20 protein-coding genes and 1 tRNA gene are annotated in these 19,733 nt (G+C 65.6%); 11 read left to right on the top strand and 10 right to left on the bottom strand.

Annotated features, from left to right (window positions below):
* Nucleotides 1-220 precede the first annotated feature (220 nt).
* The 7 genes from AC1RQP_RS08640 (at nt 221) to AC1RQP_RS08610 (ending at nt 4,996) form a co-directional block, all read left to right on the top strand.
* Nucleotides 221-1,171, top strand: a complete 951-nt coding sequence (locus AC1RQP_RS08640; RefSeq protein WP_492936615.1) for a sulfonate ABC transporter substrate-binding protein — start codon at nt 221-223, stop codon at nt 1,169-1,171.
* A 2-nt stretch (nt 1,172-1,173) separates the two neighbouring features.
* Nucleotides 1,174-1,296 carry a hypothetical protein gene (locus AC1RQP_RS08635; RefSeq protein WP_256439327.1) on the top strand — a complete coding sequence of 41 codons (123 nt, stop codon included), beginning with the start codon at nt 1,174-1,176 and terminating at the stop codon, nt 1,294-1,296.
* A 10-nt stretch (nt 1,297-1,306) separates the two neighbouring features.
* Entirely contained in the window at nt 1,307-2,470 is a 1,164-nt protein-coding gene (gene ssuD / locus AC1RQP_RS08630) for an FMNH2-dependent alkanesulfonate monooxygenase (protein WP_492936614.1), read from the top strand.
* Nucleotides 2,467-3,273, top strand: coding sequence for an aliphatic sulfonate ABC transporter permease SsuC (gene ssuC, locus AC1RQP_RS08625; protein ID WP_239626913.1), 807 nt, complete (start codon nt 2,467-2,469; stop codon nt 3,271-3,273). Before ssuD ends, ssuC begins: the two co-directional genes overlap by 4 nt.
* A 21-nt stretch (nt 3,274-3,294) precedes the next feature.
* A complete protein-coding gene (locus AC1RQP_RS08620; RefSeq protein ID WP_492936613.1) occupies nt 3,295-4,131 on the top strand; it encodes an ATP-binding cassette domain-containing protein in 837 nt (278 codons plus the stop codon).
* A 33-nt stretch (nt 4,132-4,164) separates the two neighbouring features.
* Nucleotides 4,165-4,746, top strand: a complete 582-nt coding sequence (locus AC1RQP_RS08615; protein ID WP_028182092.1) for a flavin reductase family protein — start codon at nt 4,165-4,167, stop codon at nt 4,744-4,746.
* Between the two features lie 94 nt (nt 4,747-4,840).
* Nucleotides 4,841-4,996 (top strand): hypothetical protein, encoded by a 156-nt coding sequence (locus AC1RQP_RS08610; RefSeq protein ID WP_492936612.1) that lies wholly within the window; start codon nt 4,841-4,843, stop codon nt 4,994-4,996.
* A gap of 117 nt (nt 4,997-5,113) precedes the next feature.
* Here the strand turns inward: AC1RQP_RS08610 and AC1RQP_RS08605 are convergent, their stop codons facing one another.
* From AC1RQP_RS08605 to AC1RQP_RS08565, 9 genes are all read right to left on the bottom strand, one after another.
* Complete coding sequence (locus AC1RQP_RS08605) at nt 5,114-6,262, bottom strand: M20 family metallopeptidase (protein WP_492936611.1); 1,149 nt, start codon at nt 6,260-6,262, stop codon at nt 5,114-5,116.
* 311 nt (nt 6,263-6,573) lie between these two features.
* Nucleotides 6,574-7,959: a sigma-54-dependent transcriptional regulator FlbD gene (gene flbD, locus AC1RQP_RS08600; protein WP_492936610.1), complete on the bottom strand. Its 1,386-nt coding sequence runs from the start codon at nt 7,957-7,959 to the stop codon at nt 6,574-6,576.
* 49 nt (nt 7,960-8,008) lie between these two features.
* Nucleotides 8,009-8,359: a flagellar motor switch protein FliN gene (gene fliN, locus AC1RQP_RS08595; RefSeq protein ID WP_239626907.1), complete on the bottom strand. Its 351-nt coding sequence runs from the start codon at nt 8,357-8,359 to the stop codon at nt 8,009-8,011.
* Nucleotides 8,360-8,362: 3 nt separating this feature from the next.
* Nucleotides 8,363-8,986 carry a FliH/SctL family protein gene (locus AC1RQP_RS08590; RefSeq protein ID WP_492936609.1) on the bottom strand — a complete coding sequence of 208 codons (624 nt, stop codon included), beginning with the start codon at nt 8,984-8,986 and terminating at the stop codon, nt 8,363-8,365.
* The gene (gene fliG / locus AC1RQP_RS08585; protein ID WP_239626903.1) at nt 8,986-10,077 is read right to left on the bottom strand and encodes a flagellar motor switch protein FliG; all 1,092 of its coding nucleotides are present in this window, start codon (nt 10,075-10,077) and stop codon (nt 8,986-8,988) included. Before fliG ends, AC1RQP_RS08590 begins: the two co-directional genes overlap by 1 nt.
* A gap of 45 nt (nt 10,078-10,122) precedes the next feature.
* Nucleotides 10,123-11,739 carry a flagellar basal-body MS-ring/collar protein FliF gene (gene fliF / locus AC1RQP_RS08580; RefSeq protein ID WP_239626902.1) on the bottom strand — a complete coding sequence of 539 codons (1,617 nt, stop codon included), beginning with the start codon at nt 11,737-11,739 and terminating at the stop codon, nt 10,123-10,125.
* Nucleotides 11,740-11,920: 181 nt separating this feature from the next.
* Entirely contained in the window at nt 11,921-12,196 is a 276-nt protein-coding gene (sciP, locus tag AC1RQP_RS08575) for a CtrA inhibitor SciP (RefSeq protein WP_002714638.1), read from the bottom strand.
* Nucleotides 12,197-12,586: 390 nt separating this feature from the next.
* Nucleotides 12,587-13,294 (bottom strand): flagellar hook assembly protein FlgD, encoded by a 708-nt coding sequence (locus AC1RQP_RS08570; RefSeq protein ID WP_028180686.1) that lies wholly within the window; start codon nt 13,292-13,294, stop codon nt 12,587-12,589.
* A gap of 13 nt (nt 13,295-13,307) precedes the next feature.
* Nucleotides 13,308-14,909: a flagellar hook-length control protein FliK gene (locus tag AC1RQP_RS08565; RefSeq protein ID WP_492936608.1), complete on the bottom strand. Its 1,602-nt coding sequence runs from the start codon at nt 14,907-14,909 to the stop codon at nt 13,308-13,310.
* A 350-nt stretch (nt 14,910-15,259) separates the two neighbouring features.
* Here AC1RQP_RS08565 and mnmA point away from each other — a divergent pair, with 350 nt between their 5' ends.
* The 4 genes from mnmA (at nt 15,260) to AC1RQP_RS08545 (ending at nt 17,956) form a co-directional block, all read left to right on the top strand.
* Complete coding sequence (mnmA, locus tag AC1RQP_RS08560; protein ID WP_492936607.1) at nt 15,260-16,441, top strand: tRNA 2-thiouridine(34) synthase MnmA; 1,182 nt, start codon at nt 15,260-15,262, stop codon at nt 16,439-16,441.
* Between the two features lie 131 nt (nt 16,442-16,572).
* On the top strand, nt 16,573-17,211 hold the full coding sequence (locus AC1RQP_RS08555) for a class I SAM-dependent methyltransferase (protein ID WP_492936606.1): 639 nt from the start codon (nt 16,573-16,575) through the stop codon (nt 17,209-17,211).
* A 46-nt stretch (nt 17,212-17,257) separates the two neighbouring features.
* Nucleotides 17,258-17,614, top strand: a complete 357-nt coding sequence (locus AC1RQP_RS08550) for a hypothetical protein (protein WP_239626895.1) — start codon at nt 17,258-17,260, stop codon at nt 17,612-17,614.
* A gap of 265 nt (nt 17,615-17,879) precedes the next feature.
* A tRNA-Met gene (locus AC1RQP_RS08545) sits at nt 17,880-17,956 on the top strand.
* A 148-nt stretch (nt 17,957-18,104) separates the two neighbouring features.
* Here the strand turns inward: AC1RQP_RS08545 and AC1RQP_RS08540 are convergent.
* Nucleotides 18,105-18,827 carry a response regulator gene (locus AC1RQP_RS08540; RefSeq protein ID WP_492936605.1) on the bottom strand — a complete coding sequence of 241 codons (723 nt, stop codon included), beginning with the start codon at nt 18,825-18,827 and terminating at the stop codon, nt 18,105-18,107.
* Nucleotides 18,828-19,733: the final 906 nt, after the last annotated feature.

Here is a 19,733-nt window from a genome sequence, read left to right as displayed (position 1 = left end):
TTTTCATGGTGCTGGGGCGCCGTGCGTTCCGATTGTCACATTCGCGTGCGGAAAAATTCGCTCTGCATTCGCTCCGCGGATTGAAAGATTAATCATGCCCCGCGCCTCGCGCGCAGTGCGCGCATCGCTATTTTTCCGCACGTCTCGACACCTGCCATAAGCCGCACCATCATTCGGGCAACGCGAATGAATGGCGGCCGCATGCGGCCGGGAGTGTGGAATGCGGCGTCGAGACTTTCTGAGACTTTCGGTCGGAACTGCGGCCGTCGCCGCGTTCGCCTCGCGCGTCAACGCGCAAGGCGCGGTGAAGGAAATTCGTATCGGCTACCAGAAGAACGGCGTGCTGGTCGTCGCGCGCCAGCAGGCCGCCCTGGAAAAACATTTCGCGCCCCAAGGCATCGAGGTGAAATGGGTCGAATTCTCCTCGGGGCCTCCGATGATGGAGGCGATGAACGTCGGCAGCGTCGACTACGGCGCGGTCGGCGATTCCCCGCCGGTGTTCGCCCAGGCCGCGGGCGCCGCGATCGTCTATGCCGCCGGCCAGCCCATCACCAACGGCCAGGGCATCCTGGTGCCGAAGGAGTCGCCGATCCGCACCATCGCCGAATTGAAAGGCAAGCGCATCGGCTTCACCAAGGGCTCCAGCGCGCACAACATCGTGGTGCAGACGCTGGAGAAGGCCGGCCTCACCTATGCCGACATCACGCCGGTCTACCTGACGCCACCTGACGCCGGCCCTGCCTTCGCCAATGGCAGCATCGAGGCCTGGGCAATCTGGGATCCTTACTTCGCGATCGGCGAGACCAGGCAGAGCGGCCGCATCCTGATCAATGCGCGCGAGGTCACCAAGACCAATTCGTTCTACATCGCCAACCGCGACTTCGCGAAGAACCACGGCGCGATCCTGCAACAGATCGTCGACGTCACCACCGCGACCGCCAGATGGGCCGAGCAGCACCGCGACGAGGTCGCGAAATCGCTCGCTGCGGTCACCGGCATTCCCCTCGAAATCCAGACCATCGCCGCGAACCGCTCGTCATTCGTGGTCGGCCCCGTCACCGACGACATCGTCGCGACCCAGCAGGGCGTCGCCGACCGCTTCCACAAGCTCGGCCTGATCCCGAAGCCGATCGTGATTCGCGACATCGTCTGGCGCAACCCGGCAGCCTGATCGTGCCGACCGGCCTTCCCATCCACAAGGGTTTGAACATGAGACGTATCATTCAGCGTCTGATCGCGGCCATCGTGCTCTCGATCGGCATCGTCGCCGCCGCGGTCGGCACGACCTACGGTTAGGAGCACATCCATGAGCCAATCCAAGAGCAATATCCTCTGGTTCCTGCCGACCCATGGCGACGGGCGCTATCTCGGCACCGGCATCGGCGGCCGCGAGGTCGACTTCAACTATCTGCGCCAGATCGCGCAGGCCGCCGACCAGCTCGGCTATTTCGGCGTGCTGATCCCGACCGGTCGGTCGTGCGAGGATTCCTGGATCGTCGCCTCGAGCGTGGCGCCGTTCACCGAGCGGCTGCGCTATCTGGTGGCGGTCCGTCCCGGCCTGCAATCGCCGAGCGTGGCGGCGCGCATGACGGCGACGCTCGATCGCATCTCGAACGGCCGGCTTCTCGTCAACGTCGTCACCGGCGGCGATCCGGTCGAGAACAAGGGCGACGGCGTCTTCCTCGGCCATGACGAGCGCTACGAGGTCACCCGCGAGTTCCTGGGCGTCTACAGCGACCTGCTCGCCGGCAAGACCGTCAATGTCGAAGGCAAGCACATCCGTGTCGAGGGCGGCAGGCTGCTGTTTCCTCCGGTGCAGTCGCCGCGGCCGCCGCTCTATTTCGGCGGATCGTCCGGTGCCGGCATCGACGTCGCCGTGGACACCGTCGAAAAATATCTCACCTGGGGCGAGCCGCCGGCGCAGGTCGCCGAGAAGATCGCGAAGGTGAGGGAGGTCGCCGCCGCGCGCGGCAGGAAACTCTCCTTCGGCATTCGCCTTCATGTGATCGTCCGCGAGACCAATGAAGAGGCCTGGAGCGCCGCGAACGAGCTGATCAAGCATGTCAGCGACGAGACCATCGCGCTGGCGCAGAAGAACTTCGCCCGCATGGATTCCGTGGGCCAGCAGCGCATGGCGCAGCTTCATGGCGGCAGGCGCGACAAGCTCGAGATCGCACCGAACCTGTGGGCCGGTGTCGGCCTCGTGCGCGGCGGCGCCGGCACGGCGCTGGTCGGCGACGCCCGGACCGTCGCGGCCCGCATCAGGGAGTATCAGGATCTCGGCATCGATACCTTCATCATGTCGGGCTATCCGCATCTGGAGGAAGCCTATCGCTTCGCCGAGCTGGTGTTCCCGCTGCTCTCGCTGGAGCAGCCGAGCAACGTGACGAAGCTCCATTTCAACGGCGGTCCGTTCGGCGAGACGGTCGGCAGCGATCTCCGTCCGCAGCACCGGGTGTCGCAGTTATGAGCCTGATCGACAGCGTTTCGCTTCCGCGCAGCCTGCGCCTGCCGCGCCTCGACGGCCTGATCCAGTGGATCGTGCCGCTCGCCATCATCGCGATCTGGCAGGTCGCGAGCGTCACCGGCTTCGTGCCGACCCGCGTGCTGCCGGCGCCGAGCGACGTCGTGCTGGCCGGCTGGAAGCTGCTGCTCTCCGGCGAGCTCGTCCGCAACATCTGGGTCTCGTTCTGGCGCGCCTCGATCGGTTTTCTGATCGGCGGCAGCATCGGTTTTGCGTTCGGCCTCGCCAACGGCCTGTCGCAGCTCTCGGCAAGGCTCACCGACACCACGCTGCAGATGGTGCGCAACGTGCCGCATCTGGCGCTTATCCCGCTCGTCATCCTCTGGTTCGGCATCGACGAGAGCGCAAAGCTGTTCCTGGTGGCGCTCGGCGTCTTCTTCCCGATCTATCTCAACACGCTGCACGGCATCCGCACGGTCGATCCCCAGCTGATCGAGATGGGGCGCATCTACGGCATGACCGACGGCGAATTGTTCCGCCGCGTGATCTTCCCTGGCGCGCTGCCCTCGATCTTCGTCGGCATCCGCTTCGCGCTCGGCATCATGTGGCTGACCCTGATCGTCGCCGAGACCATCGCGGCCTCCTCGGGCCTCGGCTACATGGCGATGCAGGCGCGCGAGTTCATGCTGATCGACGTCGTCGTGCTCTCGATCCTGATCTACGCCCTGCTCGGCAAGCTCGCCGACAGCGCCTCCCGCGTGCTGGAGCGCCTGACGCTCTCCTGGCACCCCGCCTTCCAGAAACGTTGAGCAAGAAATACTGGGAATCACATGCAGACAGCGCTTCGTACCTCTCTTCCCGAGACCGAGCTTGCCAGCCGCGCCAATTTCGTCCCTCATGCGCGTGTCGTGCACGAGGAGCGTCCGGTTCACACCGGCGGCCGGCCGCTCAGCATCCGCGGCTTGCGCAAATCCTTCGGCGCCAACGAGGTGCTGCGCGGCATCGATCTGCACATCCCGGCCGGCCAGTTCGTCGCGATCGTCGGCAAGAGCGGCTGCGGCAAGAGCACGCTGCTGCGTCTGATCGCCGGCCTGGACGAGATCGACGCCGGCAGCATCAGCTTCGGCGGTGACGTCCAGCCCGAAGACATCCGCGTGATGTTCCAGGAGCCGCGGCTGCTGCCCTGGGCCCGCGTTCTCGCCAATGTCGAGGTCGGCCTCGGCCGCGATCGTGCCTCCAGCGATGCGCATGCGCGTGCCGAGAAAGCCCTGGGCGAGGTCGGTCTCGCCGACAAGCGCGACCAATGGCCCTCGGTGCTGTCGGGCGGCCAGAAGCAGCGCGTCGCGCTCGGCCGCGCATTGGTCTCGCGCCCGCGCGTGCTCGCCTTCGACGAGCCGCTTGGCGCACTGGACGCACTGACCCGCATCTCGATGCAGCGGCTCCTGGAACGCGTCTGGCGCGACCAGGGCTTTACCGCGATCCTGGTGACCCACGACGTCTCGGAAGCCGTCGCCTTGGCGGACCGGGTGCTGGTGATCGAGGAGGGCCGGATCGCCCATGACGTCACGGTCAACGCGGCCCGGCCGCGCCAGCGCGGCTCGGCCGAGCTCGCAAGCCTTGAAGGCTCGATCCTGAGCCACCTTTTGTCGGCGGACGATCGTACCTAAATAAGAGGGATCCCCGCTTCGGGGAGCAATGCCATGAATGTAGTGCCCCGCGATCTCATGACCGAAATCCCCGTCTCGTCCGCCGATTTTCGCGGCGCCATGCGCCATCTCACCGGCGGCGTCAGCGTCATCACCGCCGGGCGGGGCAAGGATATTACGGGCATGACGGTGACCTCGGTCACCTCGCTGTCGGTCGAGCCGCCGACGCTGCTCGTCAGCATCAACCGCGATGCATCGTCCTTTCCGCTGATCAAGCGCCACGGCGCCTTCGGCGTGAACATCCTCAATGCCGACCAGCTCGAGATTGCCGAGCGCTTTTCCGGCAAGGGCGGGTTGAAGGGCGCCGATCGCTTCGCAGGCGCCAAATGGGTGACGGCGGTCTCGGGCGTTCCCCTGCTGTTCGGCGCATTGTCCGCCTTCGATTGCGAGGTCGAGGAGATCGTCGAACGCCACTCGCACGGCATCGTCATCGGCCGTGTCAGGGACATCAGGAGCTCGGCCCGCACTGCGGCTCTTGCCTATTGGCACGGCCAGTATGTGGCGGTCGACCAGGACGAGGACGCGGCCAGGCTTGCGGATGTCAGCCTTCCCGCGCGCGGCCGGCGCGGCATTTGATCGCCGCGCGTGTCGGCGCGGAAGGCTGGCCTTTTCCCCGTCGTCGCTCTAGAAGCGCCTGAACCCCCATGCGGGACGGCAATGGAGCGGATCGATGAAACGCGTTGCGACCTGGGCCTTCTACGCCGTCGGCGTGCTTGCGATCACCTATCTCGCGCTCTACGCCTATGCGATGTTCTCAGGCTCTCCGATCGTGCCGGGCGATCCCATCCACATCTTCCGCAAGCCCGACGCGCCGAGTTATTCGTAGAACTTGGTCGGTCTCGTAGAGTGGGCAAAGGCGCCCTTGCGCCGTGCCCACCATCTTTCCCGCAGGTGACGGAAGTGGTGGGCACGCTTCGCTTTGCCCACCCTACGGCAGCTGCATTCACCCCCGCAAGATCGCCAATGCCAGCGCCTGCGCGCGCGGCACGATGCTGTCGAGCTCGAGATATTCCTCCGGCGTGTGCGCGAGCCCGCCGACCGGGCCGAGGCCGCAGATGGTCGGCGTGCCGACCGCGGCCGTGAAGCCGGAATCGGCACAGCCGCCGGAGAATTCGCCCTGGAGCGTGGTGAGGCCGACCTGTCTTGCGGCGGCCTGATAATTTTCGAACAGCGCTTTCGAATCCGGGCTCTGCACCACCGGCACGAACTCGCCCTTGATCGTCAGCGTTGCACTCGTGCCCGGCACGTAGGAGGTCGCGACAATCGTCTCGATTGCGGCCATCACCCTCGCGCGATGCGCCGGATCGACGTAACGCAGGTCGATCTGGCCCTCGGCGTAGGGCGCCGTGGTGTTGACGGACTGGCCGCCCGAGACGAGGCCGACATTCAGCGTGATGCCCTTGTCGAGATCGGTCAGCGCATGGATCTGCACGATCTTGTGTGCGAGCTCGCCGATCGCGCTGATGCCGGCGGCGAAATTGGCGCCGGAATGGGCGGCCTTGCCGGTGATGCCGAGATGCATGAAGATGCCGCCCTTGCGGCCGGTGACGATATTGCCGGTGGGGCGGCCCGGCTCGGAATTGAACACCGCGCGCGCGGCGCGTCCTTCACGTTCGATCACCGGGCGCGAGGAGGGCGAGCCGATCTCCTCGTCCGAGGTGATCAATACCTTGATCGGGTGCGGTGAGCCGCCGAATTTGTGGAAGGCGGTTGCCACGAACACGTTCATGACGAGGCCGGACTTCATGTCGGCGACACCCGGTCCATAGGCGCGGCCATCTCTGATCGTGAACGGACGCCGTCCGGCTTCGCCCTTGCCGAACACGGTGTCGCGATGCCCCATCAACAGCACGGGCTTCTCGTTGCTGCCGGGCTTTGCCACCTCGGCATGAATCGCATCGCCGAAAGTGGCGTTGGCCTCGCGCCGGAACGGAATGCCGTGCTCGGCAAAGTGCCGCTCGAACCGCGCACCGACCGCATCGACGCCTTCCTTGTCGTAGGACCCGGAATCGATGTTCACGACGTCGCGGAGCAGTTCGATCATCGCCTGCCGCTGCGACGCCAGCCAATCCGTGATTTGAGCTTCAGACATGTGGTCCCTCGCGTGGTTTTCGGGCGTGGTTATAGGGCGTTGTGCGGGCTTGACCTAGTCGCCGAATGCGGCTCCCCTTTGCATTCGAAGCAGCCGAAGTTCTCTCACCGTCACCCTGAGGTGGCCGCTTCTTCAGCGGCCCTCGAAGGGCGACGGCCCGGCTGTGGCCGTTCATCCTTCGAGGCTCCGCACGCGATGCGTTCGCATCGCGCTTCGCACCTCAGGATGACGGGGTGAGTATTGGTGCGCGCCAAACAAAAATGCCCGGGACTGAGCCCGGGCATTTGCATCCTCGATGTTCGGCAGGAGCGCTACGCCCCCATCATCGGCATGCGCGGATACTCGCCCGGCGTTCCCGCGGGCGGGATCGGGATGCCGCCGTCGGCATATTCGTTGAGCTTGTTGCGCAGCGTGCGGATCGAGATGCCGAGGATGTTGGCGGCATGGGTCCGGTTGCCGAGGCAGTGCTTCAGCGTCTCCAGGATGAGGTCGCGCTCGACATCGGCCACGGTGCGCCCCACCAGCGCCCGCGTCACCTGCTCGGCGGCCATGGTGGCATGCGCCACCGCCGGCGGCGTCCTGGCGAGGTCGAGGCGGTCGCCGTCCGGCGTGATGATGGCGTCGGGTCCGATCTCGTCGCCGTGCGCCATCAGCACCGCGCGGTGCATGGTGTTTTCGAGCTCGCGGACGTTGCCCTGCCAGCGGTTGCCGGAGAGCACGCGGCGGGCTTCCGCCGAGATCGGGCGCAGCGGCACGCCGTTGGCCTCCGCATACTTCTTCACGAAATGCTGGGCGAGCTCCAGGATGTCGGCAGGGCGCTCGCGCAGCGGCGGGATCTTCAGATTGACGACGTTGAGGCGGAACAGCAGGTCCTCGCGGAACGTGCCCTCGCGCACGGCTTCGACGAGGTTGCGGTTCGAGGTGGCGATGATGCGGATGTCCACCGGCACCGGCTTGGTGCCACCGACGCGGTCAATCACGCGCTCCTGGATGGCGCGCAGCAGTTTCGATTGCAGGCGGACGTCCATCTCCGAGATTTCGTCGAGCAGCAGCGTGCCGCCGGTCGCTTCCTCGAACTTGCCGATCCGGCGCGCGACTGCGCCGGTGAAGGCGCCCTTCTCGTGGCCGAACAGCTCGGACTCCAGGAGGTGTTCGGGGATCGCGGCGCAGTTGATGGAGATGAACGGGCGTTTGGCGCGCGCCGAGCGGGTATGGACGTAACGGGCCAGCACCTCCTTGCCCGTGCCGGATTCCCCCGTGATCATCACCGATGCGTCGGAGCCGGCGATCTGCTGGGCAAGCTTGATCACCTTCGCCATCGCCTCGTCGCGATAGACCAGCTCGCGGGAATCGTTGGCGACCGCGGCGAGCACCGCGGCGATCAGTTCCGGGTCCGGCGGCAGCGGGATGTATTCCTTGGCACCGGCGTGGATCGCGGCGACCGCGGCGCGGGCGTCGTTGGTGATGCCGCAGGCGACGATCGGGGCGTGGATGTGCTCGGCCTCCAGCCGCAGCACGAGGTCGCGGATGTCGAGGGCGACGTCGACCAGCAGGAGGTCGGCGCCCTTGCCGCCGCGCAGCACGCGCATCGCCTGCTCGTGATCCTCGGCATGGGTCACGGTGGCGCCGTTCTCCATCGCGATCTTGGTAGCGGTGGTGAGCTGGCCCTTCAATGTGCCAACGATGAGAAGCCGCATGTCAGTCTCCTGTCCGTCTGTTCGCGCTGCCGCGCGTCATGTCCTTGTGCTAGCCGCGTTCGGCCTTGATGATTTCCGTCATGGTGACGCCGAGCTTGTCCTCGACCAGGACGACCTCGCCGCGGGCGACCAGCTTGTTGTTGACGTAGATGTCGATGGCTTCGCCGACGCGCCGGTCGAGCTCGAGCACGGTGCCTGGTCCGAGCTTCAGGAGCTCGCCGACGTCCATCTTGGAGCGGCCGAGCACGGCCGAGACCTGCACCGGCACGTCGAACACCGCTTCGAGGTCGGCGGCGGCACGCGCCGCATATTCGTCCTCGCTGTAGCCGACGTCGGTGCCGGTCGGCGGCATCGGGCCGTTGAGATCGGGCAGCGGGACCTGTCCGTCTGTTTCGCTCATGGCTTAATTCCCCCTGCGGGACGCGATATAGCGCCCGACCATTTCGTCGATCTTGGCCGCGATGGCGCCGCGCTCCAGCACGACGCCGCCATCGGCCCATTCGATCCGGCAGTCGCCGGTGGCGATTTCCGGCTCGGCCAGGATCACCAGGCGGCCCTCGAAGCCGCTCTGCTTGGCGAGCCGCTCGATCTTCTCTCGCGCGGCATCGTAAAGCGCATCGTTGATGCGGACGACGAGATGCGGCGTCGCGACCAGATGCGAGAAGCAGTCCTTGACCAGCGCTATGACCTCGCCGAGCGGCTCGGCGGCGACGAGATCAGCGCACAGCTTGCGCGCCACCGCGACCGCGACCTCGACAGCCTCGGTCTCCATCCTGGTCTCGATGTTGCCGATGCCGGAGGCGACGCCCCGAATTGCGATGTTGATCTCCTCCATGGCGAGCGCGACGCGGCGGTCGCTCTCGGCCTTGGCCTCGTGCTGGCCGGCGGCAAAGCCCTGCTGGTAGGCGCGCGCCTCGGCTTCCGCGATCTTCTGGGCGATCTCGGCTGCGGTCGCGGCCTTCTCGCGCGTCGTCCGCTCGGGCGCCGCGAAGTCGGTATCGAACAGGAATTTTGCCGGAGCGGCCATCAGTACACCAGCTCGTCGTCGGCGCGGTTCTTGGTCAGCATGATCTCGCCCTTGGCGGCGAGATCCTTGGCGAGATTGACCAGAAGCGCCTGCGCTTCGTCGACGTCGCGCAGGCGCACCGGGCCCATCGCCGCCATGTCGTCCTGGAGCATCTTGGCCGCGCGCGAGGACATGTTGCCGAAGAAGAAGTTGCGGACGTCCTCGTTCGCGCTCTTCAGCGCGACGCCGAGCTTGTCCTTGTCGACGTTGCGCATCAGGGTCTGGGCGGAGCCGGAATCGAGCTTCACGAGGTCGTCGAAGGTGAACATCAGCGCCTTGATGCGCTCGGCCGATTCGCGGTTGTCCTCTTCCAGCGAGGTGATGAAGCGGGTTTCGGTCTGGCGGTCGAAATTGTTGAAGATCTCCGCCATCACCTCATGGGCGTCGCGGCGGCGGGTCTGCGACAGGTTGGACATGAATTCGGTGCGCAGCGTCTTCTCCACGCTCTCGATCACCTCCTTCTGCACCGCCTCCATCTTCAGCATGCGGTTGACGACGTCGAGCGCGAGTTCCTCGGGCAGGATGCCGAGCACGCGCGCCGCATGCTCGGACTTCAGCTTCGACAGCACCACGGCGATGGTCTGCGGATATTCGTTCTTGAGGTAGTTGGCGAGGACCTCTTCCTGCACGTTGGAGAGCTTCTCCCACATGTTGCGTCCCGCGGGGCCGCGGATCTCATCCATGATGCCGTTGACGCGCTCCGGCGGCAGATATTGCTGGAGCAGGCGCTCGGTGGCGTCGAAATTGCCCATCAGTGCGCCGGAAGCCGACATGCGCGAGACGAATTCGAGCAGCATGTCCTCGACGGTTTCGACCTCGACGGTGCCAAGCGTCGACATCTCCAGCGAGAGCTGGCGCACCTCGTCGTCGTCGAGCAGGCTCCAGATCTTGCCGCCATATTGCTCGCCCAGCGCCAGCATCAGGATCGCAGCACGCTTCGGCCCGGCCAGCGCCTCGGACTTGCTGCCCCCGCGGCTGCCGGCGCGCTGGCCCAGCGTGGAGATCACGCTGGTGATGTCATTCGAATTGGCGTTTTGCAGGGAGGCGGCCATGTCAGATCACTTCTTGATGCACTTGGCAGAGTTGCGTGGCTTGGGTTATTTCGCGGGTTCGGTAAGCCATTGGCGGATGATGGCGACGGTTTCGTTGGGGTTGCGCTCGGCGAGCTCGCCGACGCGATGAACGGACTGGGCGTGGACCTGGCCCTGGATGGTGGCGACGTCGATGGCGCTGGCGGCGCCGCTCGGCAGCAGCGGCTGGCCGGAGGCCGGCGCGGCCTCTTCCGACGCGGCGGGGCCCGTCAGCACGCCGGAGATGGCGGCGGCGACCTCGTCGGAGGCGAGGATGCGCTTGACCAGCGGGCGGATCACCAGGAACAGCACGACCAGGCCGAGCAGCATCATTACGCCGAGCTCGACGAAGTACATGACGTCGTCCTTGGTGAACTGGAGCATGCCGAGGAAGCCTGAGGACTCGCCGACCGGCGCGGTTGAGGGCGCGTCGGCAAAGCGCAGATTCACGACCTCGACCTGGTCGCCGCGCTTCTGGTCGAAGCCGATCGCCGAGCGCACCAGGGTGGCGATGCTGTCGAGCTGCTCCTTGGTGCGGTCCTGATAGGCCAGCTCGCCCTTGTCGTTCTTGCTGTAGATGCCGTCGACCAGCACCGCGACCGAGATGCGGTTGACCCGGCCGGCTTCGGTCACCTCGGTCTTGGTGGTGCGGGAGATCTCGTAATTGTTGGTCTCTTCGGACTTCTTGCTCTGGTCCTTGGCGACGGCGGCGGCGTTGTTCTGCTGGTTGCCGGGCAGCTCGTTGTTGACGGTGACCTGGCCGTTGTTGTCGGCGGTCATGCTCTGCTCTTCGCGGGTCTGGCTCGAGCGCAGCACGCGGCCTTCGGGGTCGAACTTGTCCGAGGTCTGGGTGATCTTGTTGAAGTCGAAATCAGCGGAGAGCTGCACGCGGGCGCGGCCCGAGCCGACCACGGAGGACACGATGTCCTCGACCTGCTTGCGCATGCGCTTTTCGAAGGCGATGCGGCGCTCGTCTCCGACCGTCTGCTCCGGATCGGTCGCCGCGCCGTCGGCGAGCAGCTGGCCGGCCTCGTCGACGATCGAGACCCGCTGCGGCTTCAGCCCGTTGACGGCGGAGGCGACCAGATGGCGGATGGCGCGGATCTGCTGGGCTTCCAGCGAGCCGCGGACGCGGACCACGATCGAGGCCGACGGCTCCGGCGCCTCGCGCGCAAACAGCGGGCGCTCGGGCAGCACCAGATGGACGCGCGCGGCCTGGATGCGGTCGATGGCGCGGATGGTGCGGGCGAGCTCGCCCTCCAGCGCGCGGAGATGATTGATGTTCTGGACGAAGGAGGTGGTGCCGAGTGCGTCCGACTTGTCGAACACCTCGTAGCCGACGCCGCCACCCTTGGGCAGGCCGCCCTCGGCGAGCTTCATCCGCAGCCGCGTGACCTTGTCCTTGGGCACCATGATGATGGAGCCCTCATTGCGGATCTCGAACTGGATGCCCTGGCGTTCCAGGTCCTTGATGATGCTCGAGGAATCCTCGACGCTGAGGTCCGTGAACAGCGTCGTCATCTGCGGCGTGGTGACGCGCATGATGACGAAGGCGAAGAAGCCGATGAGCGCGGCAGTGACCGCGATCATCGCCCCGAACCGGGCGGCACCGATACTCTTCAGAAAGTCCGCAAGCCCTTGCAAGCAACCGCCCCAACAGATTCGGCCGCTTTCACCGGAAAGGCCGAGTGGGCAATTATTGCCTAGGTGATGGTTTCGATATGGTTAACGAGAGTTAAGAGGTCGGACAAAACTGCATCATCAAAAAAATCGGCCTCGCAGGGCGAGGCCGATTTTCGTCAAAAGCAGCAGATTTCCGGATCGCCTACTGGCGATATTGCTGGATGCGGGTGGTGCGAAGACCCGCCAGACCGTGCTGGTCGATGGAAAACTGCCAGGAGAGGAATTCGTCGACCGTCAGGGTGTAACGGCTGCAGGCCTCCTCGAGCGAGAGAAGTCCACCACGGACAGCGGCGACGACTTCGGCCTTGCGGCGGATGACCCAGCGTTTGGTGCCCGGAGCAGGCAGATCCGCGATCGTCAACGGACTGCCGTCCGGCCCGATGACGTATTTTACCCTCGGGCGATGGGGTTCTGTCATGGCGTACTCACAAACTCTCAACCACTGAACTCACGCCAGTAACCCTACGCCCCGCGGCTTAAAAATCCGCTAAGCCTAAGGCTTCAATACAATTCTCGTTGAAACTTGCGGGAACACGGCCGTCTCGACCGGCGGGAGACGCGATTCCGGCGGGCCAAGCGGGGTAGAAGGTAAATACTTTACTAACGAACCGGACCCGAGCGCGGTGCCGCCGACGCCCCAACCGTCGTCCCGGGGGGGCGCGTAGCGCGAGCCCGGGACACCCATAACCCTAGGGAGTAGTTCTTACGAAGACTCGGGGTTACTGCCTCACGCGAAAACGACTTCCTGGGGTTATGGATCCCCGCTTTCGCGGGGATGACACTGAATTTGTCGTTGCAGCGTTTCCCCTCAATAGGCGCTTGTCGCGATGATGCTCTTGACCTGGCTCAGCGTGTAGCTGGCACCGTCGATGGTGAGCAGCGGCGGCGACTGGGTCAGGTCGACCGACGACACCACGCCCTGCACCTGCGCGGCGATGCCGACATTGTTGTTCGCGACGTCCTTGCCCGTGGCCGAGATCGTGTACTTGCCGTCGGGCCATTGCGTGCCGTCATTGCCCATGCCGTTCCAGGTGAAGGGAATGTCGGTGCCGGCGGAGGAGCTGTATTTGCCGGTGAACACGGTCTGGCCGCTGGAATTGGCGATGGAGATCTCGACGGTGGAGTCCGTCGGCACGTTGAGATGCCAAATCGCCGCCGAGTTCGTCATGCTCGTCGTCGAGCCGTCGACCAGCGCGGTCTTGCCGACGAAGCCCAGCGCCTGGGTCGCCTGCGTGGTCTGCTGGAGGGTGACGAGCTGGGCCAGCGAATCGTTGGTCTTGAGCTGCTGCTCGACGCCGGCGAACTGCACCAGCTGCTGGGTGAACTGGTTGGTGTCGAGCGGATCCAGCGGGTTTTGGTTCTGGAGCTGCGTCGTCAGCAGTGTCAGGAAGGTCTGGAAGTTGCCGGCGAGCGTCGACCCCGTGGTCGAGCTCATCGAGTTCGACGAGGAGGATTTCGGGATGTCGGTCGTCCCGGAGACGACGGAAGGGGCGGTGGCGGCATTCGTGGTGGCCATTTTCGAATACTCCTCACACTCTGATGTCGACGCCGCTGCTCGATCCGAGCATGCGGCCGTAGCCGCGTCCGACGGGCGCAGCGGCAACGGTTTCGTCCTCGCTGATGATCAGCCGGCGGGCATTGCCGCCATTCTCGTGATTCTGCCCGGAATTCTGGCCCGATGAATTCTGGTCGCGCAGGCTGAAGGACAGCCCGTTGCTGCCGGTCTTGAAGCCTGCATCGTCGAGCGCGCGCTGCAATTGCGGTGCGTCCTGCTTGAGCATCGAGAGCGTCTCCGGCTTCTCCACCGTGAGATGCGAGGTGACCTGGCCGTTGCGGTCGACATTGATGCGGACGTCGATGCGGCCGAGCTCGGCCGGGTCGAGGCTGATGTCGAACCGGGACTTGCCGGCGCGAATGGCAGCCGCGATCTCGATCGGCACGCCGCTGATCGGCACGGTCGCATGGCTTGCCGCGGTCGCGGTGAGCGTCGCGGTCGATGCTGTGGCGGCCGAGGTCGTATTGGTCAGCGGCGCCTGCACGGCGGAAGCGGCCTGCGCGCCGGTATCCGTCGGGGCGATGGTGGCTTGCGTGCCCGCATGCGCGTGCGTGGCTGGCGCGCCTTGTGCCGGGTCGGCGGCGCGGTCGGCGAGGGCTGCCTTGGCCTCGGCCGCTCCGCCATCTGCCTGCGGCTTTGCGGCTTGCGGATGCGCGACCGTCGCGGTCGCCGGAGCCTGCGCGGCGTTCGTCTTGCCGGTGTCCTGGCCGATATTCGAGACGTCGGTCTGGGCCTGCGCGGTTGCGGCGTCCTTGAACGAGGTCTTCGGCGTGCCCTGGCTGACGGCGGCGATCAGTCCGCCATTGGCCTTTGCATCGGTCGCGGTCGCCTCGCTCGCGCCGGTCGCGGTCTCGCCGAGCGTCGTCGTGGTCTCGGCATCGATCTCGGCGCCTGCGGCCTTGGCGCTCTTGTCGCCGGCGGCATCGGTCTTGTTGCCGGCGATCTGCGCCGCAGTGGAGGCACTGGCGGCAAGACCTGCTGCGGCGATCGTCAGCGGCGAGGCGGCGGCATCGCCGGCCTGGCTCGTAGCCGCATTCGGATCGGCCGGCACAACGGGCGCTGCAACGACAATCGCGTTCGGATCGGGCAGGGCGGGCTGCGTCGCATCGGTCGGCGCGGCGGCAGCCGCGTCGACAGTGGTGGTGAGGGCGTCGGTGCCGTCGGTCTTGTCGCCCTTGGTCTCGTCGGATTCGTCCGCCGATTTGGCGTCCGATGTCTCGGACTTGTCCTTGATCTTGCCGGCGTCCTTGGCGGGATCACTGGCCGCGTCGCTCTTGTCGTTCTTCGCCGGCGCAGACGTCTCGGTATCGTCGCTCGCCCTGCTCTGCGAAGACTGCTCCGTGGAAGAGGTGTCGCGGGGACTCCGGTCGGATGCCGTGGAGGATGACGTCGAATCGCTCCGGCGCGCCGTATCCTGCGCCTGCGCCTTGTTGCTGATTGCCTGGGTATTGCTGTCGACCAGGGAGCCGAAAGCGTCGCTCGCGGGCGTGGCCTTCGAGGCTTGCGACCGGGCAGGCTTTTGCTGCGCGCTCTGGACTTGCACGCTTGCCACGACATCTGACGTACGACCAACCACAGGCGACCCCTTGGAAGCAACTTCGGACAAGGGGTAGCAAGGAGCGGGCCAGCGTCTCTCCATGTAGATTTATACAACAAAATCAATGTGTTGATTGTTTATGTCGCCGCCCGGCAGCGCGCCGCGCCCCCGCCATTTCTGCCGCCCCCGGCAAGAATTGCCCTAAGCTGGCTGCCCGCGTGATTGCTTCACCGGAACGCCGCCTATATTAAAGGGGTCACTCTCAGCCGCTTTCGACTTGGGCAGCCGTGCCCTTCGGGAACTAGAGTTCCGGGGGATCGCCGATGCCCCGCGAGAAGGCACAGGAATCGCGGATCGCGCTACGCCGCCGTCACAACGCTTTAAGGCCCATGCTGAACAGTCTGGATCTCGAAGGCCGTCCCGAAGACACCAGGGTCGTCGTCGCCATGTCGGGCGGCGTCGATTCTTCGACGACGGCTGCGCTGCTGAAGGCGGAGGGCTACGACGTCGTCGGCATCACGCTGCAGCTCTACGACCATGGCGCGGCGACCCACCGCAAGGGCGCCTGCTGCGCGGGCCAGGACATCCACGATGCCCGCGATGTCGCGGCCAAGCTCGGCATTCCCCATTACGTGCTCGACTACGAGGACCGCTTTCGCGAGTCCGTCATCGACAACTTTGCCGACTCTTACGCGCTCGGCGAGACGCCGGTGCCTTGCGTCGAGTGCAACCGCTCGGTCAAGTTCCGCGATCTCCTGAAGACCGCGCGTGAGCTCGGCGCGCAGGCGCTCGCGACAGGCCATTATGTTGCCTCCCGCCGCCTGCCCGATGGCTCGCGGGCGCTGGTCTGCGCCGCCGATGCCGACCGCGACCAGAGCTATTTCCTGTTCGCGACCACGCGCGAGCAGCTCGATTTCCTGCGCTTTCCGCTCGGCGACATGACCAAGCCGCAGACCCGCGAGCTGGCGCGCCGCTTTGGGCTCGCGGTCGCCGACAAGCACGACAGCCAGGACATCTGCTTCGTGCCGACGGGCCGCTACACCGACATCATCACGCGCCTGCGTCCGAACGCGATGGACCCCGGCGACATCGTCGATCTCGACGGACGCGTGCTCGGCCGGCACAACGGCATCGCCAATTTCACCGTCGGCCAGCGCCGCGGCCTCGGCATCGCATCCGGTTCGCCGCTGTTCGTGGTGCGGCTGGATGCAGCGCACCGCCGCGTCGTCGTTGGTCCGCGCGATGCGCTGAAGATGCACCGCATCGTGCTCCGCGACGTCAACTGGATCGGCGATGGCGACATCGACAGCGCGATTGGCGGCGGCCTCGAGATGTTCGTGCGCGTGCGCTCCACCCGCAGCCCCCAGCCGGCGTGGCTGCGCGGCGGCAATGGCCAATACGAGGTCGAACTCGTCGCCGGCGAGGAGGGCGTCTCGCCCGGCCAGGCCTGCGTGTTCTACGATGCAGCCAGCGGCCAGGCCCGCGTGCTCGGCGGCGGCTTCATCCAGAGCGCCGCGGCGAAGGTCGGCGCGGCCACCTCGCGCCCGCTGGCGGAAGCGGTCCGCGGCTGAGCAGCATGATTCGGAAAAGTGTGAGCGGTTTTCCGACAAGATCATGCGCAAGACAACGACGACATTCTGCGCAGCTGGTCGGGCTGGGGTCACCTCTCCCCGTCGGGGAGAGGTGAAGTAAGGGCAGGGGCATGGCAGCAGACATCTCGCGGGCCGGGGTCGAGAAGGCCTATGGCCGCTGGGCGCCGGTCTATGATCTCGTGTTCGGCAAGGTGTTCGACGCCGGAAGGCAGTCGACCATCGCGGAGGCCGACCGCATCGGCGGCCGCATTCTCGACGTCGGCGTCGGCACCGGGCTTTCGCTCTCCGACTACGCGCGCACGACGAAGGTATGCGGCGTCGACATTTCCGAGCCGATGTTGCGCAAGGCGCAGGCGCGCGTGCGCGCGCTTCGCTTGAGCAACGTCGAAGTGCTCTCGGTGATGGATGCGAAGAACCTCGCCTTCCCCGACAACGTCTTCGACGCGGTGGTCGCGCAATATGTCATCACTGCCGTGCCCGATCCCGAAGGCACGCTCGACGAGTTCGTCCGCGTGCTCAAGCCCGGCGGCGAGCTGATCCTCGTCAACCACATCGGCGCCGAGAGCGGCCCCCGAAAGCTGTTCGAACTCGCCTTTGCTCCCATCGCCCGCCGCCTCGGCTGGCGCCCGGAATTCCCGTGGGCTCGCCTCGTCAACTGGGCCGCCAGGCACGGCGGCATCACCCTCACCGAGCGCCGCCCCATGCCGCCGATGGGCCATTTCTCGCTGATCCGCTACCGCAAATCGTGATTGCATGACATGGGAACAGGGGACGCCGCGCGGGCGTTTCCTTTCCATGCGCACGACATCACACATCATTCTGGCCGGCCTCCTGATCGCCGCTTCAGGCAGCGCGATCGCGCAGGCCCCGCCCGCCCCGGCGACGCCGCCGCAACAGACCGCGCCGCCGTCCCCGCAACACGCGGTGAACTGCACGCCGCAGGACCGTCCGAATCGTCAGGCCGACGGCACTACCACCGGCCAGTCCCGGGAACCGCTCGGCGATAGGCTGGCCAAATCCGACGGCGTGCTCTGCCCGCCCTCAGGCATCGACCCCGAGATGCACGCGCCGGCCCCCGACACCGGCGGCAACACCCCCGTGATCCCGCCCCCCGGCAGCCCCGGCGGCGATCCGAATGTGAGGCCGAAATAGGCCTTTAGTCCCCCAGAATCTCGTCGTGCCCGAACTTGTCCCAGGCATCCACGTTCCTGGGCTGCGAATGACGGCGTGGATGGCCGGACAAGCCCGGCGATGCCGAACGCATTGAAAAAGGGGCCGTATTCGCAAGGCGGCTTGTCCCGACGTAGCCTCGGCGAGGCCGGAAAAAGGCGGCCCACTTTGCTTGACTTCCCGCCGCCCCCTTCTTTATATGCCGCGCGTTCGCGAGATCGGCCTCAGTCGCCGCCGCGATCCCTGTGGCGGGGTAGCTCAGCTGGTTAGAGCACGGGAATCATAATCCTGGGGTCGGGGGTTCGAGTCCCTCCCCCGCTACCAATCGTTCGATTTTGCCCGCTAAACTACGATTTCCTGCGATCTCATCCGCCGACGGTAGGAAGCCGAGCCGCTGCGTGAATTGCGTCGGCTGAAAGGGCCGCGCATACGGTCGGGAAACCCCGTTCCCGGCACACATCCGCATCGCGCTTCAGAACGGATCTACGGGAACCGCGAAGATATAGCCGACGCCGCGTTCGGTTTGAATGACGCGCGGCGCACTCGGATCGACCTCCAGCTTGCGCCGCAGCCGCAGCACCTGAACGTCGATGCTGCGGTCGAAAATGTCTTCATGAATGCGCGTCGCCTGAAGCAGATGCTCGCGGGTCAGGGGACGCTGTGGCGCCTCGAGGAACGCTAGCAACAAGGCATATTCTCCCTTGCTGAGCGGGACATGCGCTTGACTGGGATCGATGAGCTTTCGGCCACGCCGTTCCAGCTTCCACCCATTGAAGCGATAGCCTCCGCGCTCGGGATCGCGGCCGCGCGCGGCTCGGCCTATCTCCTGCCGCCGCAACACCGCCCGAACGCGTGCCAGCAGTTCGCGCAGCGAGAACGGCTTGACGATGTAGTCGTCGGCGCCGAGCTCGAGCCCGACGATGCGATCGATTTCGTCTGGGCGGTGGCCCGTCGTGATGATGACAGGCACATCGGAATGAGAACGGATCTCCCGCAGCACATCCAGACCATCGTCCTGACCAAGGCGAAGGTCGAGAATGATCAGGCTGGGCCGGCCGGCCTCGAAATGATGCTTGAGTTCGGACCTGTTGCACGCCGCCCTGGTCGGGACATTGTGCTCCTCCAGATATTTCATCACCATCTGTCGCAAGGCGGGATCGTCATCGACAACTACGACGTGGCCAACTGCATGCATACTTCACTCAAAAATCCGCTATCTCATCCTGATCCCTGAGGATACCAGGGTCGAATCCAAACGAGCGCAATTCCCCCGGCAAGCCGTCGGCGAGATCCTGGCCGTGACATTCACGACCATCATCATGGAACAAGAGGCACTTGCCATCGCGTAGCGATCTCGCCCTTCCTCAACCCGCACGATCAGAGCAGCGTGATGTCTCGGTCATCAATTGCCGCTTCCGACCAAAATCGCCGCCGTATCTCTGCGGCGCGCCGAACGGCGCTCTTCCGACTACGAGTGCAGAATTACCGTCCCGTTTCAGGCCCGGCAGCCTGCGTTACAATCGTAATCCAAGTGCGTCATTGCGGCTTGCGTGGTGCGGCTCGCCATCAATCTCCCCGGCAATGAGCCCACGCTCGAGGGGAGAGACTTCTCCACACCATCGGCGAGCCGCGTGCTTCGTGTCGCCTCCGCGCAGGCGTGACTATGGCGGGTCCGAACGATCAGGCGGTTTCAGCGGTAGCGCGATATCGCGTACGCGAAGTCCTGATGTAGCGCGCACGTCCTATCCATGACAGGCGGTCGTTCGCAACCGGACGATCGACGTGAATCGAGATAGGGGAATGCCGATGTACAAACGATTTGTGCGGCGGACGGCGGTCGCCGCTTCGTTGCTGTTCAACTGGGTGCCCGCCCTTGCGGCCGATGCAAACACGACCAGTGCGGTCCACGGGATCGCAGCCTGCTCGCTTGGCCAGGATCAAGCGCCTCGGAGCATGCCGGCACGTTCCGCCAGGCTCCCATAGGTCACCGGCAGCCGCGTCCAGGCGACATTCCTGAGGGGATGCGTCTGTCGCCGCTTGAACTGGAGCTCAGACAGATCGATGAGGAGGTCGATCGCAGACTGATCATCTGCCGCGGCTG

This window comes from Bradyrhizobium sp. GW821-FHT13H06, from assembly GCF_058803975.1.
The sequence above is the reverse complement of the archived record's forward strand: the minus strand, read 5'-3'. Positions and strand labels throughout refer to the sequence as shown.